The organism is Anaerobiospirillum sp. NML120511, from assembly GCF_023050955.1.
Taxonomy (GTDB): domain Bacteria; phylum Pseudomonadota; class Gammaproteobacteria; order Enterobacterales; family Succinivibrionaceae; genus Anaerobiospirillum.
This window is the reverse complement of the sequence record NZ_JALKIK010000005.1, coordinates 105,425-126,385: the sequence shown is the minus strand read 5'-3', so window position 1 is coordinate 126,385 and position 20,961 is coordinate 105,425. Positions and strand designations below refer to the sequence as shown.

Annotated in this window: 14 protein-coding genes and 1 pseudogene; 9 read left to right on the top strand and 6 right to left on the bottom strand. The window is 52.5% G+C overall.

The genetic code is table 11. The features are described 5' to 3' along the window. Positions 1 to 212 precede the first annotated feature (212 nt). The 7 genes from MXE39_RS02710 to MXE39_RS02680 all read left to right on the top strand — a co-directional run bounded on the left by MXE39_RS02710 (position 213) and on the right by MXE39_RS02680 (position 8,746). Entirely contained in the window at positions 213 to 1,187 is a 975-nt protein-coding gene (locus MXE39_RS02710) for an Hsp33 family molecular chaperone HslO (protein ID WP_246976915.1), read from the top strand. 332 nt (positions 1,188 to 1,519) lie between these two features. Next, positions 1,520 to 2,767 (top strand): MFS transporter, encoded by a 1,248-nt coding sequence (locus MXE39_RS02705; RefSeq protein ID WP_246976919.1) that lies wholly within the window; start codon positions 1,520 to 1,522, stop codon positions 2,765 to 2,767. A 386-nt stretch (positions 2,768 to 3,153) separates the two neighbouring features. After that, the gene (gene pdxJ / locus MXE39_RS02700; protein ID WP_246976922.1) at positions 3,154 to 3,900 is read left to right on the top strand and encodes a pyridoxine 5'-phosphate synthase; all 747 of its coding nucleotides are present in this window, start codon (positions 3,154 to 3,156) and stop codon (positions 3,898 to 3,900) included. Positions 3,901 to 4,656: 756 nt separating this feature from the next. Continuing rightward, positions 4,657 to 5,304: a 3,4-dihydroxy-2-butanone-4-phosphate synthase gene (ribB, locus tag MXE39_RS02695; RefSeq protein WP_246976925.1), complete on the top strand. Its 648-nt coding sequence runs from the start codon at positions 4,657 to 4,659 to the stop codon at positions 5,302 to 5,304. A 174-nt stretch (positions 5,305 to 5,478) separates the two neighbouring features. Further along, a complete protein-coding gene (locus MXE39_RS02690) occupies positions 5,479 to 5,880 on the top strand; it encodes a hypothetical protein (RefSeq protein WP_246976928.1) in 402 nt (133 codons plus the stop codon). A gap of 493 nt (positions 5,881 to 6,373) precedes the next feature. Continuing rightward, complete coding sequence (locus MXE39_RS02685; RefSeq protein ID WP_246976931.1) at positions 6,374 to 7,570, top strand: alpha/beta fold hydrolase; 1,197 nt, start codon at positions 6,374 to 6,376, stop codon at positions 7,568 to 7,570. Positions 7,571 to 8,122: 552 nt separating this feature from the next. After that, positions 8,123 to 8,746 (top strand): hypothetical protein, encoded by a 624-nt coding sequence (locus MXE39_RS02680; RefSeq protein WP_246976933.1) that lies wholly within the window; start codon positions 8,123 to 8,125, stop codon positions 8,744 to 8,746. Positions 8,747 to 9,293: 547 nt separating this feature from the next. Here the strand turns inward: MXE39_RS02680 and greB are convergent. Next, a pseudogene (gene greB / locus MXE39_RS02675) lies at positions 9,294 to 9,776 on the bottom strand (transcription elongation factor GreB); the annotation flags it as partial. A 624-nt stretch (positions 9,777 to 10,400) separates the two neighbouring features. After that, a complete protein-coding gene (pckA, locus tag MXE39_RS02670; RefSeq protein WP_246976937.1) occupies positions 10,401 to 11,999 on the bottom strand; it encodes a phosphoenolpyruvate carboxykinase (ATP) in 1,599 nt (532 codons plus the stop codon). A 1,096-nt stretch (positions 12,000 to 13,095) separates the two neighbouring features. On the opposite strand from pckA, the gene MXE39_RS02665 reads away from it, so the two are divergent. Beyond that, a complete protein-coding gene (locus MXE39_RS02665; protein WP_246976939.1) occupies positions 13,096 to 14,106 on the top strand; it encodes an NAD(P)H-dependent glycerol-3-phosphate dehydrogenase in 1,011 nt (336 codons plus the stop codon). Positions 14,107 to 14,269: 163 nt separating this feature from the next. Here the strand turns inward: MXE39_RS02665 and MXE39_RS02660 are convergent, their stop codons facing one another. The 3 genes from MXE39_RS02660 to MXE39_RS02650 all read right to left on the bottom strand — a co-directional run bounded on the left by MXE39_RS02660 (position 14,270) and on the right by MXE39_RS02650 (position 16,523). Beyond that, on the bottom strand, positions 14,270 to 14,860 hold the full coding sequence (locus tag MXE39_RS02660) for a NifU family protein (protein WP_246976941.1): 591 nt from the start codon (positions 14,858 to 14,860) through the stop codon (positions 14,270 to 14,272). A gap of 662 nt (positions 14,861 to 15,522) precedes the next feature. Further along, complete coding sequence (gene secB, locus MXE39_RS02655; RefSeq protein WP_246976943.1) at positions 15,523 to 16,023, bottom strand: protein-export chaperone SecB; 501 nt, start codon at positions 16,021 to 16,023, stop codon at positions 15,523 to 15,525. Between the two features lie 41 nt (positions 16,024 to 16,064). After that, positions 16,065 to 16,523 carry a rhodanese-like domain-containing protein gene (locus MXE39_RS02650; protein WP_246976945.1) on the bottom strand — a complete coding sequence of 153 codons (459 nt, stop codon included), beginning with the start codon at positions 16,521 to 16,523 and terminating at the stop codon, positions 16,065 to 16,067. Positions 16,524 to 17,682: 1,159 nt separating this feature from the next. Here MXE39_RS02650 and gpmM point away from each other — a divergent pair. Continuing rightward, positions 17,683 to 19,215: a 2,3-bisphosphoglycerate-independent phosphoglycerate mutase gene (gpmM, locus tag MXE39_RS02645; RefSeq protein ID WP_246976947.1), complete on the top strand. Its 1,533-nt coding sequence runs from the start codon at positions 17,683 to 17,685 to the stop codon at positions 19,213 to 19,215. 189 nt (positions 19,216 to 19,404) lie between these two features. Here gpmM and MXE39_RS02640 read toward each other — a convergent pair whose 3' ends face one another. Next, positions 19,405 to 20,772, bottom strand: coding sequence for a metallopeptidase TldD-related protein (locus MXE39_RS02640; RefSeq protein WP_246976949.1), 1,368 nt, complete (start codon positions 20,770 to 20,772; stop codon positions 19,405 to 19,407). Between the last annotated feature and the right edge of the window lie 189 nt (positions 20,773 to 20,961).

Below are 20,961 nucleotides of genomic sequence, written 5' to 3'. Positions count from 1 at the left end.
TGCATCAGCATCATGCGCCCGCTGTAGCTGCGGCCCGCACTGATTTGAGCACTGTCTTGCATTACTGCTGGTTTTATACAGCATTTTGAGCCATACCATAACCTGCACTCTTCACTTATGAAGAGCAGCCATTACCACAGTTTATCCAGAGGAGGCACCTGATCCGTACTGATGCCATTGCGGCTCTTTAAGGTAAGGTGCGCTGAAACTTTATGAGCGATCAGAACAACAGCGAAAAGGCCATTGTTATTGAAGAGGAAAAGCAGGATAACAGCGTTGTCCGCTTCCTTTTTGAAGAGCACGGTGTACGTGGCGAAATCATGCACATGCATGAGCCGGTCAAAAAGCTGCTTGAGAACATCAACCACTATCCTGACTGCATCAAATCTCTGATGCTGGAACTGGCCTCAGCTGCCGTGCTGATTGCAGCTACCCTGAAGGCTGACGGCACTGTTACTGTCCAGATTCAGTGTGGCAAAGGCCCTAAGGCAATGAACTTTGCCTTTATCAACATTGACAAAAACCTGAATTTCTACGGCAATGTCTCATGGGACAAACGCGATGACTTTGATACAGCCACTTTCCGCGAGCTGGTAGGCGAGGGCGGCATTCTGGTCATTTCTGCATTCCCTGAGGGTGGTAACCGCTATCAGGGTATTGTTTCTCTTGACAAGGACAGCATCTCTCAGGCCCTGGAAAGCTACTTTAAGGACTCCGAGCAGCTGCCAACCACCATTCGTCTTTACAACGACATTGGCGCCTGCAAGACCGGCGGTATTCTGCTGCAGATCATTCCTGAGATTGACAACAATCTTGAGTCCCTTGATCACCTCAATACTCTGTGCGCTACTCTGTCAGCCGATGAGCTCTTTGATCTGAGCCTTAATGAAAGCCTCAGACGTCTTTACTGGAATGATAAAATCCGCGTCTTTGATCCTGAGAGCGTAGCTTTCAAGTGCATCTGCTCTCACGAGCGTATCATCAATGCCATCAGCGGCCTGCCTGTTGATGATCTTGCTGAAATTGCTGCCGATCCGGACGGTATCGACATGACCTGCAACAGCTGCGGCCGTGTCTATCACGTAGTTCAGGAGGAGGTTCAGGAGATTCTCAACAAGTCTGAAAAGGAAAAAGCTATTGAGACTGCAGCAGCACGCGAGAGCCTCCATCAGCCATCCGACAGCTAAGCGAGCTTAAACAGCTGCCTGACCGCCGTCCGCTTACGGAGGTCAGGTCAGCCGTCCACTGACACATCTCCCAGAATCATCATGATGCGGCTCATCATTGACCGCCATCTTTCAGGTCCACCTGGAGACCTGCCAGCCAGACTGCATGCTCACCAGCCCTGCAGTCTGGCTTTTTTTTCTTGAATTACTCCCGCCTGCCGCCTGCTCAGCCCCCCGCTGACGCGGCGTGGCGCCATGCGCTGCGCGCGCTGCGCGGCATGCAGCCTGCGCGGCATGCAGCCTGCGTGCAGCGGGCACTGCGCCTGCAAACAGATATCAAATGGAGCATTTACGTGAGCGAGTCGAACATCAACGCCACTGCCATCGACAACAGTTCCCATGAATCACGGCGCGCACCGGATCGTTCATGGTTCAATGTCTGCCTGATGAGCGTAAGTCACTTCATGAGCGATTACTATACAGCCTTCCTGCCTGTGCTGCTGCCTGTTATGGCCATGCGCTATGACATCTCCTATACCCAGAGTGCGGCTATTTACATGGCTTTCATGGTGACCATGAACTTTGTACAGGCCCCAATAGGCATTGCTGCTGACCGCCGTCACCTCAATTACCTGCTGCCTCTGTCCATTCTGACCGGGGCTCTGTTTGCCTCAGGAACCACCTTAAGTCCCAACCTTGTGGGGCTTCTGATGATCATTTTGCTCTGCGGCCTGTGTTCTTCTGCTTTCCATCCTTTAAGCGCCGCTGTTGTATCCCGCATTGTCCCTGAGGATCGCAAGGGACTTGGCACCAGTATCTACATTGCAGGTGGAAATATAGGCTTTGCCATTGCTCCTCTTTGCGTGGCCGCATGGTTTGACTGGTTTGGTGAGTCATCCCTGATTTTCATGTCCATTCCGGCCATCATCACCGTTATCCTCATCTACCGTCAGCGTCTGCACAATGCTGTTACCGCCCGCCCTGAACTCAGCCGTGAACTTAGTCTGAAATCGCTGCTGCACTGCCGTCCTTTTATCATTCTTATCACTTCCATTGCCCTGCGCTCCTGTACCTACTGCTCCTTTGTGGTATTCCTTACTCTGCTCATGACAGGCGAGGGCTACAGCACCATTACCAGTACCAGCTGTCTTATGGTCATGCTGCTGGGCTGCGTAGCAGGCGGTCTGGCAGGAGGCTCCCTTACCGATATTATTGGACCTAAGGCTGTTACTCTGGGCTCCTACTTTGTAGCCCTGATTGCATCAGCAGTATTTCTGACCCGAATTGATACCTCACTGATATCCTTTGCAGCCCTGTTCCTGTGCGGTGCCGGTGCCTACGGCTCCACGCCCGGCGGCATTGTCTGGTCTCAGCGTCTGCTTTCAGGAAGCGCTGCTTTCGCCGCCTCCATGATGCTGGGCTTTACCTTTGGTGCCGGATATATAGTATCGGTACTTACAGGCTATCTGGGCGACATGATTGGCCTTGATAAGGCTCTGCTTTATGTAAATGCCGTAACCATGACCGGAGCCATTATTCTGCTGCTGCCTCTGAGTGCGCCGGCCCCTGAAGCTGCAGGCAAGGAGGGCAGCGCAGCCTGACGGCGCCCGCACCACACTCTGGAGCACCTGCGGCCCGGGCCCTGTCCAAGTATCTGCCCGGCCCCTGGGACAGGGCCGGCCAGGCTGGTGCACCGCGCACTTATAATGCAAAAGACCATGTCAGGCTGAATTTGTCCAGTGTGGCGGTACAATACATATTCACCGCTGCTGCATCATGGGCTGTTAAAAGTAAGTGTGCAGCGGCAGGGCATGGCTTTGCCAGCCTACTGTGGCCTCTGCAGCTGAACATGGCAGCTGCAGGCAGCTGGCCTCCGCTGCAGCTGTGCAGGGCAGCTGCAGCAGGCTGCAGGCGGCCAAATGCCCCCAGAGAGCATGGATATCTTCCTGCAACTGTATCTTTTCCGGTAATGATCTAGAGATTTGATATGCGCAACATTTATTTAGGCGTCAATATTGACCACGTAGCCACTGTGCGTAATGCCCGTGGCGTAAGCTATCCTGATCCTGTTACCGCCTGTGCTCTGGCCGAGCTGGGTGGTGCTGACAGCATTACCACCCACTTACGAGAAGATCGTCGCCATATCACGGACCGCGATGTGCGTATTATCCGTGAAACAGTCCAGACCAAACTCAACCTGGAAATGGCCATCTCTGATGATGTCATGGCTATTGCTGTAGCTCTGGCTCCTCAGGCAGCCTGTCTGGTACCTGAGCGCCGTGAGGAAGTTACCACTGAGGGCGGCCTTGATGTTGCCGGTGATATCTCCCGTGTAGCTCAGGCTGTTGAGCGCCTTGCCAAAGTCGGTACTGAGGTTTCCCTCTTTATTGACCCGGTTAAGGAGCAGGTTGACGCTGCTGTCACCGCCGGTGCCCCATATATCGAGTTCCATACCGGTGCCTATGCCAATGCAACCACTCGCAAGGAGCGCGATGAGCACATTGCCGTTCTCACTGAAATGGCTGCCTACGCAAGCTCACGCGGTCTGCATGTAAACTCAGGTCACGGCCTTACCTACGACAATGTCGCTGCCGTAGCCGCCATTCCTGAGATGGAAGAGCTCAATATCGGTCATGCCATTATCGCCCGCGCTATCTTTGTCGGTCTGCCTCAGGCCGTAAAGGAAATGAAGCAGATCATGCTCGACGCCCGTCGCTTCCCAGGCACCAGATAATCAGCAAGGCTAATGCAGCAGTCCCGGCGCTGCAGGAGCTGATGCAGCATGAAAAAGCCCTGAACCGCACTTTGCGCTCAGGGCTTTTTCATGCATACCCAACAGGCTCCAGCTCATATATTTATCTGACTTCTGCCAGGAGACCTGTCCCCTGCCTGTGTACTCTCACCTGCCAGGCAACCCATGGAAAAGGCAGTTAATTTGCGAGAGATGTCCCAGGCAGCTCAACTGATACTTGCGCTTAAATAGCTGCTAAGGCAAACTTTGCAGCCGCCTGACAGCATGAACTTCTAGTCACACAATTGAGCTAACAGCACCACATTCACATGATGACAGGTGAAGTCCAGTCCATGGGCATGTGGCCCGTGCTGCAGGGCTAATCTGCACCGGGCAGCAGTACTGCATGGGCCAGCTGCCCAGCAGCTCTGCGCTGCCTGCTGGCAGTGCCTGCTGGCCGTGCCTGCTGGCCGTAGTGGTCGGCAGCAGTGCTGCGGCAAACAGACAGCAGGACACAGGGGCTTTTTCGTCTCATTTTCGAGGATAAAGTCGACGAAAAGTACTGTTGCTCCTGGCAACATATCCAGGTATCTGGTTGTTTTTGAGGATCTTTTTTAGAAAATCAGGGCCTGTTTGCGCATCACGACTGTAGCTCCTATAATTGTCTGCGAGAGCACAACGAACCAAAAGTGCACATATTCAAGGCCAGCCGCTGGTTATCCTCAGGCTGTAACCCCATTCAAATATAGTGATATTAAGATGTCCATTAATTTACTTCAAAGCTTCGGCAGTGATTCCATCGAGCGTGTTGAAGCTGCTCTGAACGCCATGCGCAAGGGTCGTGGCGTGTTAGTCGTTGACAATGCAGACCGTGAAAACGAGGGCGATCTGGTATTCGCTGCAGAGACCATGACTGTTGAGCAGATGGCCTTTATGATTCGCGAGTGCTCCGGTATCGTCTGTGTATGCTTTAAGAAAGAGCGTGCCGATGAGCTTGGTCTGCCTATGATGGTAACCGAGAACACCTCTACCTACGGTACTGCCTTTACTATTTCCGTAGACGCAGTTGAGAATGTCACCACCGGTGTTTCCGCCTCTGACCGTATTCAGACCATCAAGACCATTCTGCGCAAGGATGCAAAGCGTTCTGACCTTGCTGCTCCTGGTCACATGTTCCCTCTGGTAGCCCGTCCAAATGGCGTACTGGAGCGTGAAGGTCATACTGAAGCCACTGTTGATCTGGCACGTATGGCCGGCTTTGGCGAGTGCGGCGTACTTTGTGAGTTATGCGCCCCTGATGGCGACATGGCCCGTCTGCCACGTGTCTGCGCCTTTGCCCAGCTGCACGATATGACTGTAGTTTCCATTGAGGACATCATCAACTACCGCAAGGCTAAAAACTGCTGATACAGCCTGAAAAGCTGATAACGCGGCTGTTCAGCCTGAGAAAAAAGAGGCAGATCCCCTGAGGGATCTGCCTCTTTTTTTTAATACATATCCATCAGTACAGATTTTTTGCTCACAACATATCATACGGGCGTATAATGACTGATATACCTAGCTTTATTGGGGGACTATGCCATGGCAGCTATCAGAAAAAACAAAAGCACAGCTGTGCCCACACTGCCAAAAACCATCATAACCAGAGTAGCAAGTGGCAAAGGTTTCTATCTGTGCACCTACCTTAATGTATGGGTTCCTGACCATATCAACAAAGACGGTAAGGAAATAGGCATGTCATTCTCGAGGCACAGGAAGACCATTGGTCGCATCGACTCTGAAGACGGGCTTGGGTACGTACGCCTTTATGAGAGTTTTCTTGAGGAAAACCCTTCATTCAGAAACTACATTGTAAAGCGTACCGGCCCCTCCACCTTTGAGTTGACCCGCATCACCCCGGGCATGGATATCAGCATGATTACCCCTCCCAAATCAAGGCGCAGCAGCCGTCGCAAAAAAGATGAAAGCTTAAGTGATGCCTGAGTTTCCCGGCACACGCTATCCTTTCCCATAAGCACATCTCAATACCCGGCATACAGCCTGCAATCACCTGCGGCAGCTCATTCTGTGGATGCGCCGGCTGCAGCCGCCGGGATGTTGCAGCCACTGCCGGACTGCCTGCGTACTGAGCCAGCCAGTCGGGCAGGCCCTGTTCCGTGCAGGAGTGAACAGTGCTGAGTGCATAGCAAGTGGTCACAGCCGCCCCATAATGGCATCTAAATTCGATAAGCATCACGTTAGATGACAACATTGCTAATGCATATGCGTTAATCCGTGATATTTATATCCAGGTCTGCCTTGCAATAGAGCAATGGCAAACAATATCTCTTAGCCCCTGACTCATGCCCCAGGCGCTGACCTTGCCTGAGCAACTGCAGGCAAAGGCGGCCTGGCAAAGGCGACCTGGTAATGCCGGGACTGGAGAGTCCAGGGAGCTGATAAGGTCCGTAAGGAATCACTACAGGGAAGATTACCTATGCATCGACTGGGCTATACCCGCGCAGGAAATACCAGAGGAGCACCTCTGGCCATTATTCATGGATGGGGCTGTGACAGTTCATGCATGATGCCTCTGGCCTCAATGTTCCCTGATCGCGACATCTACCTTATTGATCTGCCAGGCTACGGCAAAAGCCGTCATCTGGCCTCTATTGCTGATGACTTTTCAGCTACCAACTATCTGCTGCTCAACACCCTGCCTATGGGCTGCGATCTGATGTCATGGTCATTTGGCTCCATTTACGCTCTGCGTGCCATCAGCACTCTGTACAATCCCTGCATCAACATCAGCTCATTTCGCAGCGGCATTCTGTCCAATCCCAATATCCGCGCCCTTGATGAGTTCAGTGCCCATCACCCGCTGACCACGCTGCAGACACCTCACACGTCAGTAATGCAGGCTGCCCTTGCTGCCGAGCAGGCAGTACGTGAACATCAGGGAGGCTCGGGCAGCGCCGCATGCGCATCCATACCTGCAGGTCAGGGGCCAAGCTGTCCTGTCAATCTGCTTGCTGCCCTGAGCAAATCACGTCCTTTTATCCGCTCTCTGGTTACAGTATGCGGCTCACCACGCTTCCCGTCCGATCCTAACTGGAAGGGCATGAGCGCGGTAAAGGTGCTCAAATGCAATACCAAGCTCAATGAGCACCGTATGAAGCGCATACTCAATATTTTCTACCGTATGATTGTCTCTTCCCCGCTGCAGGGGGAGTGCAGCTGCGCTTCGCAGCATGCGGCATCTTTTTTAAAGCACCGCCCTAATATTCCCTATGAGGTGCTGATGGCCGGCATACGCATGGTTACCTTTATTGATGAGCGTCCTTCAATGGAGCACCTTAAGGTGCCGTCACTGCATCTGTTTGGGCGTAATGATCCTCTGGTACCATGCTCACTGGGTGCTTACTTTGAGCAGTATCCAAACCACAGCAGTTTCGTATTCCAGCACTCATCTCACAGCCCTATGTTTACTGAGCCGGAGCTTTTTGGATCAGTAGTTACCACTTTCCTTGAGAATCTGGACATATCAGAGCTGAGAAGTCAGTCAAATCAGAATGAGTACAATGAAACCGGCGCCATGCCCGGCCGTAACAGTCCAGGCACAAGCCCACACAACAGCGCCAGCGGCGGCTGCGGCAACGGCGGCGGCAGCAGCAACGATGACTGCAGCGCATAAATCTGCGCAAGCAGCGGCAGCGCCAGCGGCAACAGCAACGACCGCAGGCACGGCCAGATGTTGCTGCAGCAGCAGGGCAGGAGGCTGCAGCAACGCCATTGATGCTCTCCAGGATAATGGCGCTTCGTAATTTACAAAGGAATATGACTGCAGCGCAGGGTCATCCCGCAGGCGCAGCTGAGAACAGCACTACGGCTGCCCGTACAGCTGCCCCTGCGCTGCCTGTACAGATGCCCCTGCAGGCGCCTCTGCACTGCCTGTGTGCCAGCCTGTTCAAATGTGAAAGGTGCAATGACAAAAATACGGGTGATGGCAACAAAACCCTTTTATCGATAAAAGTGATGGCATCTGCGCCAAATATTGCGCCAAATATGTGATTAATATCGACCAGGTCTCAGCTGTGACCGAAATAACTTGAATTTTCACTGCTGATTACCTTAAAGTGTCTTTATCAGTCTGCCCGTTTTATTCCTGAAAAAATAAAGTCCAGACGGCAGAATTTCTTGACAGCCAACTGCTTGTACTGAGGTTAGAAGGCCCCGAGGATATCCTATGATGGATGTAGCTTCCACTTTTGCTGTAAGCGTTGCTCCGCCACCTTTTCAAAAGGAGGTAGATGAGGCACGCCGTGATACCCAGAGAAAGTCCAGTATCCCTCAGCTCAATGAGTCTCATGGCTCCAAGGCTCAGTCTCATATTGGTGACCGCCGTGGAAATACCGATGGTGAAAACTCCCTGCTGTCAGCTCAGCAGCATGGTATTGCAGACGCCGAAGATGAAATTTATGTAGACGCTGACGGCCGCCGCAAAAGACGTCACCGTCGCCAGAACCAGGAAGAAAACCCTGAAGATGGCAGCTACAGTGAAGAGAATCCTGGTGATGACTATGCCTTTGAAGGTCACGAGTATCCTCAAAGCGGCTCTTCCCAGAACCCTTTTGACGGCAACATCAAGGCCGGCTATGACCCTATAACCGGTTTCTACCAGATTCCAGCTACCCGTCGCTACCCGGCCCGCATGATTTTGCTGCGCTTTCGTGAGCAGAATGTGCACTTCCTGGAGCGCTTCAGCGACAAGAACACAGCTGTAGGTCTTATCAACTTTGCTCTGTGCCGCAAGTACGGCAGCATTATTCCTCACAGCAAACGCGGTCAGGTAGTAGAAAAAGATGCCTGATACAAAGAAAAAGGCAGCCCCGGCGGGCTGCCTTTTTCTTTGCATAAAGCATATGTCGGACAGGCATCCTGACAGGTACTCGCATGCCTCCTGCGGCGGACACATATCATGACAGGTACTCGCATGCCTCCTGCGGCGGACACATATCCTGACAGGTGCTCGCATGCCTCCTGCGGCGGCCACGTATCCTGACAGGTGCTCGCTTGCCTCCTGCGGCGGACACGTATCCTGACAGGTGCTCGCATGCCTCCTGCGGCGGACACATATCCTGACAGGCAGTTGCATGACTGCCGTGCAGGCCCCTCGTCTGACAGACAGTCACGCGACGCCATTGCAGGACACGCCCTGCGCACTGGGGCATGCGGCCCATGCAGGCGACCGCGTCATACAGGACGGCTGTATCAGTGTGCTATTTGACCAGGGTACTCATATAGCTTTGCTCAAGCTTCTTGAGATCCTCGGGGCTGAGCTCCTCTGCCCCGGCAGCATCATCCTCATCGTCCATGGTGTCATGATCGTTAATCACTGGAGGCTGTTCGGTAAACCACTGAGGGCACTTGTAGCTGATTTTGTTGACATACCAGGTGCGATTGCCCTTAGGGGTATGTACCACGGCATCATCACCCTCAGACTTGCCCAGCAGGGCCTTTGCCATAGGGGCATCTACCGAAATGTAGTTGCTGCGGCCAAAGATCTCCTCACCACCTACAATGCGGATCTGCATGATGGATTCGTCATCATCAGCTTCAATTTCAACATAGGCTCCAAAAAAGACCCTGCCTTCCTGCTGGATATTGAACTCGACCACCTGAATATCATTGAGCACACGGCGTAGATAGCGAATGCGGCGATCGATCTGAGCCAGCAGACGCTTGTTGTACTGATAATCAGCATTCTCAGAGCGGTCACCAAGACTTGCTGCCCATGATACTTTGGCAGTTACATCCGGGCGCTTTTCCAGCCACAGATAGTCAAGTTCTTTCTTGAGAAGCTCATATCCCTGAGCAGTGATGTAAGGCTTTTTAGCCATGGTTGAGATCTCCGGCTTACCTGGATACTGGCGCAGCTTTACAGTTATAAGCTGCCCCTTGCATTATAAGCCCCCAGCCTGTCATTGCCATCCCCACCAGCATCATTCCCGCTATCTGCATTCAGATGCAGGCCTGCATGTACTTAACCATGTAGATGCAGGCCTGCCTGTGCACAATCATTCAGGTGCCAGCCTGCCTGTGCGCCGCCGTTCACACGCCATTGACCCAGTGCTCCCATCTGCATCTTTATATAGGCCGGCAGCGCATCTGTGCGGCGCGCCGTGCGACTGCAGCATCATCAACAGATGGCACTTGCAAGCATGCCTGTGCCGGGTATGCACAACGTCGTGTGGCTTGTCTTGATTATTAGCCTGGATCCAGGGCCTGAATGGCACAGGCGGCTGCATTTGGCAGCTGCCGGCGGCAGCCAGGGCAAAGGGCCAGCAGCCGACAGCTAGTGAAAGAGGTTGCGGTGGAGGCTGGACGGGCCCCTGGAGGCCTGCAGGTGTCTGTGCGCGGAAATCAGAGATAAAAAAAGCCCGGGAAACAAAGTCTCCCGGGCTTTTTTTATCTTAACTTTCAAAGTATCAGAGGTTGCAGCCCCTGACTAAGCTGAAAGCAGATTAGAGCTGTGGGCCGGCCTTAACCAGGTCGCCACCGAGGCTCTCGAACTTCTTGAAGTTCTTCTGGAAGCGCTCAGCCAGATCCTTGGCCTTAACTTCCCACTCAGAGGCATCAGCGTAGGTGTTACGTGGATCCAGAATCTTGGTATCAACACCCTTGAGCTCGGTAGGTACGGTGAAGTTGAAGTAAGGAATGGTAGCGGTAGAAGCGGTATCGATAGAGCCGTCGAGGATGGCGTCGATGATGCCACGGGTATCCTTAATGGAGATACGCTTGCCACTGCCGTTCCAGCCGGTGTTAACGAGGTAAGCCTTAGCGCCGGAAGCTTCCATTCTCTTAACCAGAACTTCAGCGTACTTGGTTGGAGGTAAGGTTAAGAAAGCAGCACCGAAGCAGGAGGAGAAGGTTGGGGTAGGCTCGGTAATACCACGCTCAGTACCAGCTAACTTGGCGGTGAAGCCGGAGAGGAAGTAGTACTTGGTCTGCTCCTTGGAGAGGATGGATACTGGTGGTAATACACCGAAAGCGTCAGCGGATAAGAAGATTACACGCTTGGCAGCTGGAGCCTTGGAAACTGGCTTAACGATGTTGTTGATGTGGTAGATTGGGTAAGAAACACGGGTGTTCTCGGTTACGGACTTGTCGCTGAAGTCAATCTTGCCGGAAGCATCAACAGTTACGTTCTCTAATAAGGCGTTGCGCTTGATGGCACCCCAGATGTCAGGCTCATTCTCCTTGGAGAGGTTGATAACCTTGGCATAGCAGCCGCCTTCGAAGTTGAATACGCCGTCGTCATCCCAGCCGTGCTCGTCGTCGCCGATTAACAGACGCTTAGGATCGGTGGACAGGGTGGTCTTACCAGTGCCGGACAGACCGAAGAAGATGGCAGTGTTCTGGCCTTCGAGATCGGTGTTGGCGGAGCAGTGCATGGCAGCAATGCCCTTTAATGGGAGGTAGAAGTTCATCATGGAGAACATGCCCTTCTTCATCTCACCACCGTACCAGGTGTTGATGATGACCTGCATCTTCTCAGCAAGGTTGAATACAACGGCGGTCTCGGAGTTGAGGCCCAGCTCCTTGTAGTTCTCAACCTTGGTCTTGGAGGCGTTCAGAACAACGAAGTCAGGCTCGAAGTTCTTTAACTCTTCCTCGGTAGGACGGATGAACATGTTGGTAACAAAGTGAGCCTGCCAAGCTACTTCCATAACGAAACGGATCTTCAGACGGGTGTTCTCGTTGGCGCCGCAGAAGAGATCAACAACGAATAAACGCTTGTTGGAGAGCTCCTTGCCAGCCAGGGACTTTAACTGGGCCCAGGCTTCTTCAGTTACAGGCTTGTTGTCATTCTTGAACTCGTCAGAGGTCCACCAGATTTCCTTGGAGGCCTCGTTCTTTACAATGAACTTATCCTTTGGAGAGCGGCCAGTGTAGATACCAGTCATTACGTTGACTGCACCCATCTCGGTGACAACACCCTTCTCAAAGCCCTGTAAGGAGTCCTTGGTCTCCTCAGCAAACAGAGTCTCGTGAGATGGGTTGTGGACAATCTCGGTAGCACCGGTGATACCGTACTTGGCTAAACTTTCAATTAAGCTCATTTTTTTCTCCACGAATGAGTGTTAGAAGCCATTTCTAACAATACTTTTGAACCAAAGCTATTTTAGCCTAAAAAAATCCTTAATTGATAGAACTTGATCATCTTATTTGAAAAATAAAAGACCCCAAATCTGTGCAGGGTTTGCGTATTTTGTCCAGGCAAATACCAAGATACATACCCAAAGCCGGATCGCGCTGCCGACATCAGCCTCCCGACCACGTCTCTTCACAGTCGACCCAATGCCGCGCCACAGCGCAATTTCAGCCCTCAGGCATCCCGTCCCACCACCTGAAACTTACCCCATAAACTACAGCTGCTCAGAGGCCTGCCGGGCAGCCCTTGATGAAAATTGCACATGTATGACAGTTGCCTTATATCCCCTGGATGTCATACCACCTGGATACAGGACAGCCTCATATTGATGCTCATAAACCATCATGTATACATCTAAATAACTCTTTGCGCGCCACAATCCAGCCTGCTGAACAAAGCGCTGCAAAACGCCCCACCCACCCCGCCTGAGCCTCCGGTCAATATTGACCACCTGCGCAGCCTGCTCAGCCCGCTTCACCTGAGTGCGTCTAAAAAGACGCAACAGCAACAGGCATTTTGCAACTGAGCACAGTCAGTAAGACCGTGCCTTTATGGGGCAGCACAACCTCAGATGCAGGACGGTGCGCACAAAAGCGCGGCCTTTTGTATGGACTTGTAAACTTTGCCGCTAAAATAGTGCAGCACCAAAGGCGGCGCAGCTGCAACCGGAGCATGTGAGAACCATGATCAGCGCCCTGTGTACAGGCACAGTGCCGCAGCACAGGACAGCGTAGCCGCATCTGGGCTGACACAGCAGGCATCGCAGCCCTTAAAGGGCATGACTGCCCTCAAAGAGCAATACTGTCACCGCAATGCGCTGCTGACAGCATGAGCAACGTGGCAGGCATGGCCTCATGGCATCATGGCATCATGGCATCATGGCATCAAGGCCCTGTAGCCGCTGCCATAAGCCGTACTGTTCAGGCTCATGGGGATGGGGCAGCGGCGGTGCTGCCGGCCGGTCTTACAGCTACGGTAACTTCAAACAAATCAAGAGGCATTTTATGCACCTATCGCAAGCACTGACCGTCATTGGCGCGGGATCCTACGGAACCGCCCTTGCCATGGCTGTCGCTTCCAAAGGATTTCCGGTCATGCTGCATGCCCGTGACGGGCAAAAGGCCAGTCACATGGAGCAGTCGCGCCAGAATGAGCGCTATCTTCCTGGCATTACCTTTCCTGAAAGTCTGCATGTCACAGCCTCACTGCAGGAGGCACTGAGCTTTGCCCGCGATGTGCTGCTGGTCGTGCCATCAAGTGCCTTTGTCGACACCCTTCAGGCAATCAAACCTTTCTGGCAGCCCCATCAGCGCCTTGCATGGGCCACCAAGGGCCTGGACAGCTCAGGAGAGCTGCTCTCCAAGGTCATCATTAAACATATGACCTCACCTGATTACCCTGTCCTGCCTATTGCCTCACTGTCAGGACCTACCTTTGCCAAAGAGCTGGCCTCAGGCATGCCTACCGCCATAGCCTGTGCCGGCAATGATGAAAATTTCGTTACAGAGCTGTGTCAGCTCATGCATACCAAGACCTTCCGTGTATACAAGAGCCATGATCTGACCGCGCTGCAGCTGGGCGGCGCCGTAAAGAATGTAATTGCCATTGGTGCAGGCATGTCCGATGGTCTGGGTTTTGGTGCCAATGCCCGTACCGCTCTTATTTCCCGTGGCCTTGCTGAAATAATTCGTCTGGGTACGGCTCTGGGTGCCAGCGAACGGGGCTTTATGGGCCTGTCGGGACTGGGCGATCTCATGCTTACCTGTACTGACAATCAGTCCCGTAACCGCCGTCTGGGCTATATGCTGGGCAAAGGCATGAAAATAGATGAGGCCCTCAGAGAAATAGGACAGGTAGTAGAGGGCTGTCACATGGTCAGCGTAGTTGCAGATCTGGCCCGCAGACTCCAGGTTGAAATGCCTATCTGTTTTGAGCTCTATGAGGTGCTTATTAATCACAAACCAGGCCCTCAGGCCGCCTATGATCTGCTAAGCCGCCAGATCACCACCGAATAGAGGCTGAAGACAGCAGCAATAGAAAAAGGGCATGTCACTTTGTGACATGCCCTTTTTCTTAAATGCAGCATGATGAGGCTGCCGCAAGGACCGCATCGTCGGCTCCATGCCTGAAACCGGTACGGTGTCCAGTCAGATAACTGACCAGAAACGAAGTCAGAACTTAAGCAAAGCTCTCTTCGGTCTTGGTGTGGTCGGTAGCGTCTTCTACGCCGTTAATCTGGCCAGGGAAGGCAACCTTGAGCTGCTTTTCAATACCGTCGTGCAGGGTGGCACCAACGAGGGAGCAGCCGTTGCAGCCGCCGGAGAACTCAACGCGGGCAATGCCGTCATCGGTAAGCTCGACAAGCTTTACAGCACCGCCATGGCCTGCCAGTGAAGGGCTGACAAAGCGCTCAATGTAGTAGGCTACCTGATCCTTTAAGGAAGCATCGTCGCCCAGCAGCTTGCGCTTGAGGTTTGGAGCGTGCAGGGTCAGCAGATCCTCACCTGAATCATCCTTGGACAGCTCAATCACGGTTTCATCGAGGAAATCAGCAATGTCACTGTCCATTACCACCTCAAAACCCTCCATCTTGAAGTGAAGGTCGTTAGTGGTGATGTACTCTTTTGGACAGTACAGGATACCGCTCTCAACACCAGGAGTACCAGGATTGTTAACAGTAAGACGAATGGCAAGGCCATCGATCTTCTGCTTCTCAATGATGCTGAGTAAATATGCCTGGGCTTCTGAACTAACAGTGATCTTGCTCATTAATAGATTCCAGTTTGATATCGGAAAAATCCAAATTGCCCTGAGTAAGCCCACAGGGCCGTAACTTCAGCGGCTGAAAATTCTGCCAGGTTTACCCTGGTATACGCCCTCCAGGATTCATACTCCTGCAGAGGTACGCACAGCCCGGTTAGTATAAGTCAATTGCCGCCATGCCGGGCGCTCCAAAAAGATCATTCGACAAAAAATAGCACAATAAGGCCCCTGACAGCCGCCCATATTTCAGCAGCGCCGCTCCGCCACAAAAGCACTGCCTGGGTCAGATGTTGTGCAATGGACAGCTGCGGTGCAAGGTGCAGATGCTGTGCAATGGGCAGCTGCGGTGCAAGGTGCAGATGCTGTGCAATGGGCAGCTGCGGTGCAAGTGTCAGGTGCGGTGCAAGGGTCAGATGCAGCCCGGTCTGCACTGACAGTGCGGCCTCTGCCCATGCTAAAAGGCAACTGAGAGCAGCATGACCGCCCTGGCAGCATGCAAGGCGGCCATGCACTCTGCAAGAAAGGCCCTGAGGGAGGGCTGGGACCAGCCACTTTGAGGGGCCCATAATGCAAAACGACGCTCAGGCAAATACCTGGAGCGCCGTTGTGTCAGGTCCTGAAAAGACCATGTGCCAGGAACCATACCTGATGGTATGGTCAGAGGAAAATTACTTGTCCTCGCCTTCTTCCTTGGCAGCTTCGCCAGACTGAGCATCCTGCTGGGCCTTGCGGGCACGGAACAGGGCCTCAAAGTTGATTGGGGCGAGGTTTAACTGAGGGAAGGTAGCACGTGATACCAGGCTGGCGATGAACTCACGGGCATATGGGAAGAGGATATTAGGAGCGGTGCCGCCTAATAAGAACTCACCTGCGTCGCCAGGGATGTTACGTAATAAGAAGACACCGGCCTGAGTTACCTCACAGATAAAAGCGGTCTTGCCTTCGTTGTTGCAGGTAACGGTGATACGTAAGGCAACCTCGAACTGATCATCAGCGATCTTGGTGGTCTTGGTATCGAACTTGACCTGCAGCTCAGGCTTCCACTGGCTCTGGAAAACAACAGGGCTGTGTGGGGTCTCTAAGGAAGAGTCCTTGGCGTATACACGGATTAAATCGAAAAGAGGACGAGTGGCAGCGGCTTGTGCCTGCTCATTTGCATTCTCTGACATTGCTTGTGTCCTTAAATTTGGTCTTTTTGGAATTCGTTAGATTATTTCTTCTTGGACAGAGGCAGGTTGGCAGCAGTCCAGTCCATGACTCCACCCTCAAGAATAAATACTTTAGTAAAGCCCTGCTTCTTCAGGAAGCGACCACTGTTGAAGCATTCACTGTCAAACTTGTCCTTGCCTACGATGATTACCGGACGTTCACGCATGCTCTCAATACGGGCAATCTTACCGGCCTTGATGTCGGCAGCAGTTACGTGTAATGCGTTGGCAATATGGCCATTGTTAAAGGCTTCGGCGCTGCGGATGTCCAGGAAGACACCCTCCTGTCTGTTGACCAGGGTTACAGCATGATTTGAGGTGGCCTTTGGAATACGTGCAGTTAACAGCTTGAACTGAACTGCAATCAGCAAAACTAAGACAACTGCCCATGCGCCTACCATAAAGTAGTGGCGCTGAAAGAATCCAGGAAACTCGTTGATGAACTCGGAAATGAAATCCACGATTTTTTACCTCAAAACACCCGGATTTCGCTCCGGTCTGCAAATAGTGGATTATTCTAGCATAAAGCATTCTTTTGTTAAGAATACTTTGATTTCCACGGCTTTCCATGACCTGGGGCACTATGATAAGTCAATGTACCCTTATCAGGAAAATCTTTCTGACAGCTGGCGACTGTAATCGCAGCAACAGCTGCTCATACAACCGCATCCGACAATTTATCAGCTTTTAACTGAAAATACGCAATTTAAGGCCATGACCACGTGATTTTGTGAGTGTTCTCATGAATTTTGAAGTAAGTCACAGCAAAATCATCATAATTATGCTCCGCCACAGCAGCACTCACAGTCAGCCATCCTGACTGTCGCAGCTGCACTGCCAGAGCTGCCTGACGCCAGGCAACTGTCAGACAGCTCTGAGCGCCGTCAGCCCTGGACTGGGGCATAACGGGACAGAGGCTTAATGGGACTGGGGCTGGCTGTGCTGCACTGCCTGGTGTGTCAGTACGGGTAGCAGTGCACGGCGGTGGCGCCTGAGGACGATGCCTGCCGGGTGGAGCCAGGTGATCGAAGTATGGTAGAAGGGTAAGACAGGGCGGGAGGGGTTTACTGCAAATATGTTGAGTGACTCAACACCGGGGGGCGCTCTATGGTCTTAGTCATATCTTTATAGATGTTGAAAAGAGCGGGCTGGGACAGGACTGAAAAGACAGTAAAAAGTCAGTTTGCGGGCGGAAAAATCAGGATATTTTCATATGGCTGCATGACCAACTATATTTGCCTGCAAGCGTCAAATTTAAGCCATTCAGGGTGCTTTTCTGATAAAATTATCCATCAGCATACACTGCTATGCAGTTCTGATATCAGGTCCTGATGGCCGCCATCAGGAGCTGAGTTGTGTGTGTGTGAACTTCACATTGGCAAATCCGACCAGACATAAGGCTTTTCAGTCTCAGGTACAGCCCTTTATCAGGATGCTGCAGAGCTTTGGGCAAGGCCCCAGGCATGCAGCCGTACCGAAAATCCAGCCGGAACCTGCTGCTCCCGGGGAGCGCGAAGCTGTTGCCCAGGGCAACGGTTATACTCTGCATAACAGCTTGCAGAGTCAGAGCGGGTCATGGTTGAACTGGTCAGAGATCAAGTTTAGGTAGAGATATTAAAAATGGCACAAAAGAAGACTCTTGCCCTTATTATCATGGACGGATGGGGTGAAAACCCAGATAACAATTTCAACGCTGTTACCAATGCCAAGACCCCTGTACTTGATGGCCTGTGCGCTGATTACGCTCATGTTGACATCGCTGCCTCCGGCGTCGATGTAGGTCTGCCTGACGGTCAGATGGGTAACTCCGAAGTAGGTCACACCAATATCGGTGCCGGCCGCATCGTTTATCAGGAGCTGACCCGTATCGGTAAGGCCATTGAGGACGGCGAGTTCTACAAGAACCAGGTTTTATGTGATGCCGTAGACAAGGCTGTTGCTGCCGGTAAGGCCGTTCACATCATGGGCCTTATGTCCCCAGGTGGCGTACACAGCCATGAAGACCACATCCTTGCCATGATCCGTCTGGCTGCCCAGCGCGGTGCTGAGAAGATCTATTTCCATCCGTTCCTCGACGGCCGTGACGTTGCTCCACGTTCAGCTCTGGAGTTCATTGGCAAGTTTGAAGACCTCTTCAAAGAGCTTGGCAAGGGCCGTTTTGCTACCGTAGTAGGCCGTTACTTCGCCATGGACCGTGACAACCGCTGGGACCGTGTAGAGCAGGCCTATGACGTTATTACCCAGGGTATCAGCCAGTTCCCATCCTTCCCAACCATCAAGGATGCCATCGAGGCTGCTTACGCCCGTGATGAGAACGACGAGTTCGTAAAGGCTTCCGTAATTGGCGAGAAGGTGGTTATTGAAGACGGCGACGCCATGATCTTCATGAACTTCCGTGCCGACCGTGCCCGTCAGCTGACCCGCACCTTCATTAACCCTGACTTTGACGGCTTTGCACGCAAGCACACTCCTAAGTTCTCCAGCTTTGTCATGCTGACCCAGTATGCTGCTGATATCAAGACTGCCTGTGCCTTCCCACCAGAGTCCCTCAAGAACACCCTGGGCGAGTGGCTGTCCTCTCACGACAAAACTCAGCTGCGTATCTCCGAGACCGAGAAGTACGCTCACGTCACCTTCTTCTTCAACGGTGGTGTTGAGACCGTATTCCCAGGTGAGGATCGCATCCTGGTTAAGAGCCCTGCTGTTGCCACCTACGACCTGCAGCCTGAGATGAGCTCCACCGAGCTTACCGACAAGCTCTGTGAGGCCATTGAGTCTGGCAAGTACGACGTAGTTATCTGTAACTACCCTAACGGCGACATGGTTGGTCACACCGGCGTTTACGAGGCTGCCATCAAGGCTGTTGAGGCCGTTGATCACTGCATTGGCCGCGTAGTTGAGTCCCTCAAGAAGGTAGGCGGCGAGTGCCTTATCACTGCTGACCACGGCAACTGCGAGAAGATGAAGGACGAGGTTACAGGTCAGCCATTTACCGCCCACACTAACCTGCCAGTTCCATTTATCTACATGGGCCGTGCCGCTGAAATGCGTGAGGGTGGCCGTCTGTGCGATATCGCTCCTACCATGCTTTACCTCATGGGCATGGAGATTCCAGCCGAGATGACCGGCAAGTCCATCATTACCCTCAAGTAATGACACTTCCCGGGATTTATCTCGGGCTGTGATGAAAAAAAGGGACAGCGCCTTGATGCGCTGTCCCTTTTTTCATCTTTGCACATGGTGCCATCATGGTCCTGTCCGCTGCGGCTGCAGCGCGGCAGATGTGGCCTGCCAGGTGCGGTTGCCGCCGCGCTGGCTGCCGGCCGGCGCACGGGCTGTTCCTTAGATACCTGAAACGGTGATTTCAGGGAGCATGATGGAACCGGTCTGAATGCGGCGACGCTCATCGCGATCGGTACCAATCATGGCAATGGAGGCGAAGATATCCTTGAGATTACCGGCAATAGTGATCTCGTCTACAGCATGAACGCGCTCGCCATTTTCAAAATAGAAACCACTGGCACCACGGCTTAAGTTACCGTTGACCATGTTTACACCCTGCCCCATAAGAGTGTTGATAACCAGACCACTGCCGGCCTGCTTCATCATCTCCTCAAGAGAGCAGGTGTGAGCATCATCAGCATTGATAAAGAGGTTATAGCATGGGTCATTATGACCATTGCAGGCCATCTTGAGCTTGCGGGCTGAGTAGGAGTCGATGAAATACTCTCTGAGCACACCGTCTGTAACAATGTTAAGCGGACGGGTAGCTACACCTTCGCTGTCAAAGGCAGCAGAAGCAATACCGCCCTTAATCCACGGATCCTCGTAAATGCTCAGGAACTCAGGGAAGATACGCTCATTGAGCATGTCCTTGAGGAAGGATGAGTTCTGGTAAATGAGCATGCCGCTGGCAGCACTGATGAAGTTGCTGATAAGAGAGTTGGCAGCACTTTCAGAAAGGATAACGGTGTAACGACCGGTCTTGACCTTGCGGGCACCGAGCTTGTTGAGAGTTCTGGTAACAGCCTCATCAAGCACCTTCTCATCAGACCACTCAAGGGCTGGATTAATGCCGCTGTAATAGCCGGCTGAGCGCTGCATGACACCATCACGCTCACCTACCAGAGACAGATACTTGGAGAAATCAGAGTCAATGGAAGAGCGGCAGAATCCCTGGGAGGTAGCCAGAGTTCTTAAGGTATAGATCATGCCCCAGGAGCTGCCATCGGACTCTTTAAGGCCCTTTTCACGAAGACGCTCAGCACTGTCAGCACCCATCTTGTCCAGGTTTACCGCACGACGGGCAATCTCATCAGGCTCCTCTTCAAGCTCATAAAGCATCTCCAGGTCCATATCACCCTTGTAGAGATCAGAATCCTCACAAAGGCCGGAACACTCATCACGTGAGGTGTACTCACACAGATTGAGAGCAGAGTCGACAGCAGCAGAAATGCTCTCCTCAGAGAAATCACTGGTAGTAGCACTGCCGGCATGCTTGTCCTTAAAGACGCTGACACCCATTCCCTGCATCTGATTGAACTCGATGTTTTCAATCTCACAGTGACGGGAGGAGATATCAAGTCCCTTACCGGCACTGATCTTGATGCGGACCTCATCAGCACCACGGGCACGGGCCATTTCTACAGCCTTGACTGCCAGTTCCTCATAACGCTGCTGATGCTGTTTCAACTGAGCAAAATATGACATGGGAAAAATCTCTTCTAGCTGCTGACAGGTTTGTAACCTGAGAACTGTCCGTTACTTCCAGGTATGAAAATTACTTCCAGAAATAAATCTCTACTTACCATTATGGAAAGCACTTTCCATAATGGGCACCACAGCCCACTGCACCGCCATGGGCATTACCACATAATCAGGACATTAGTCCATGTCCAG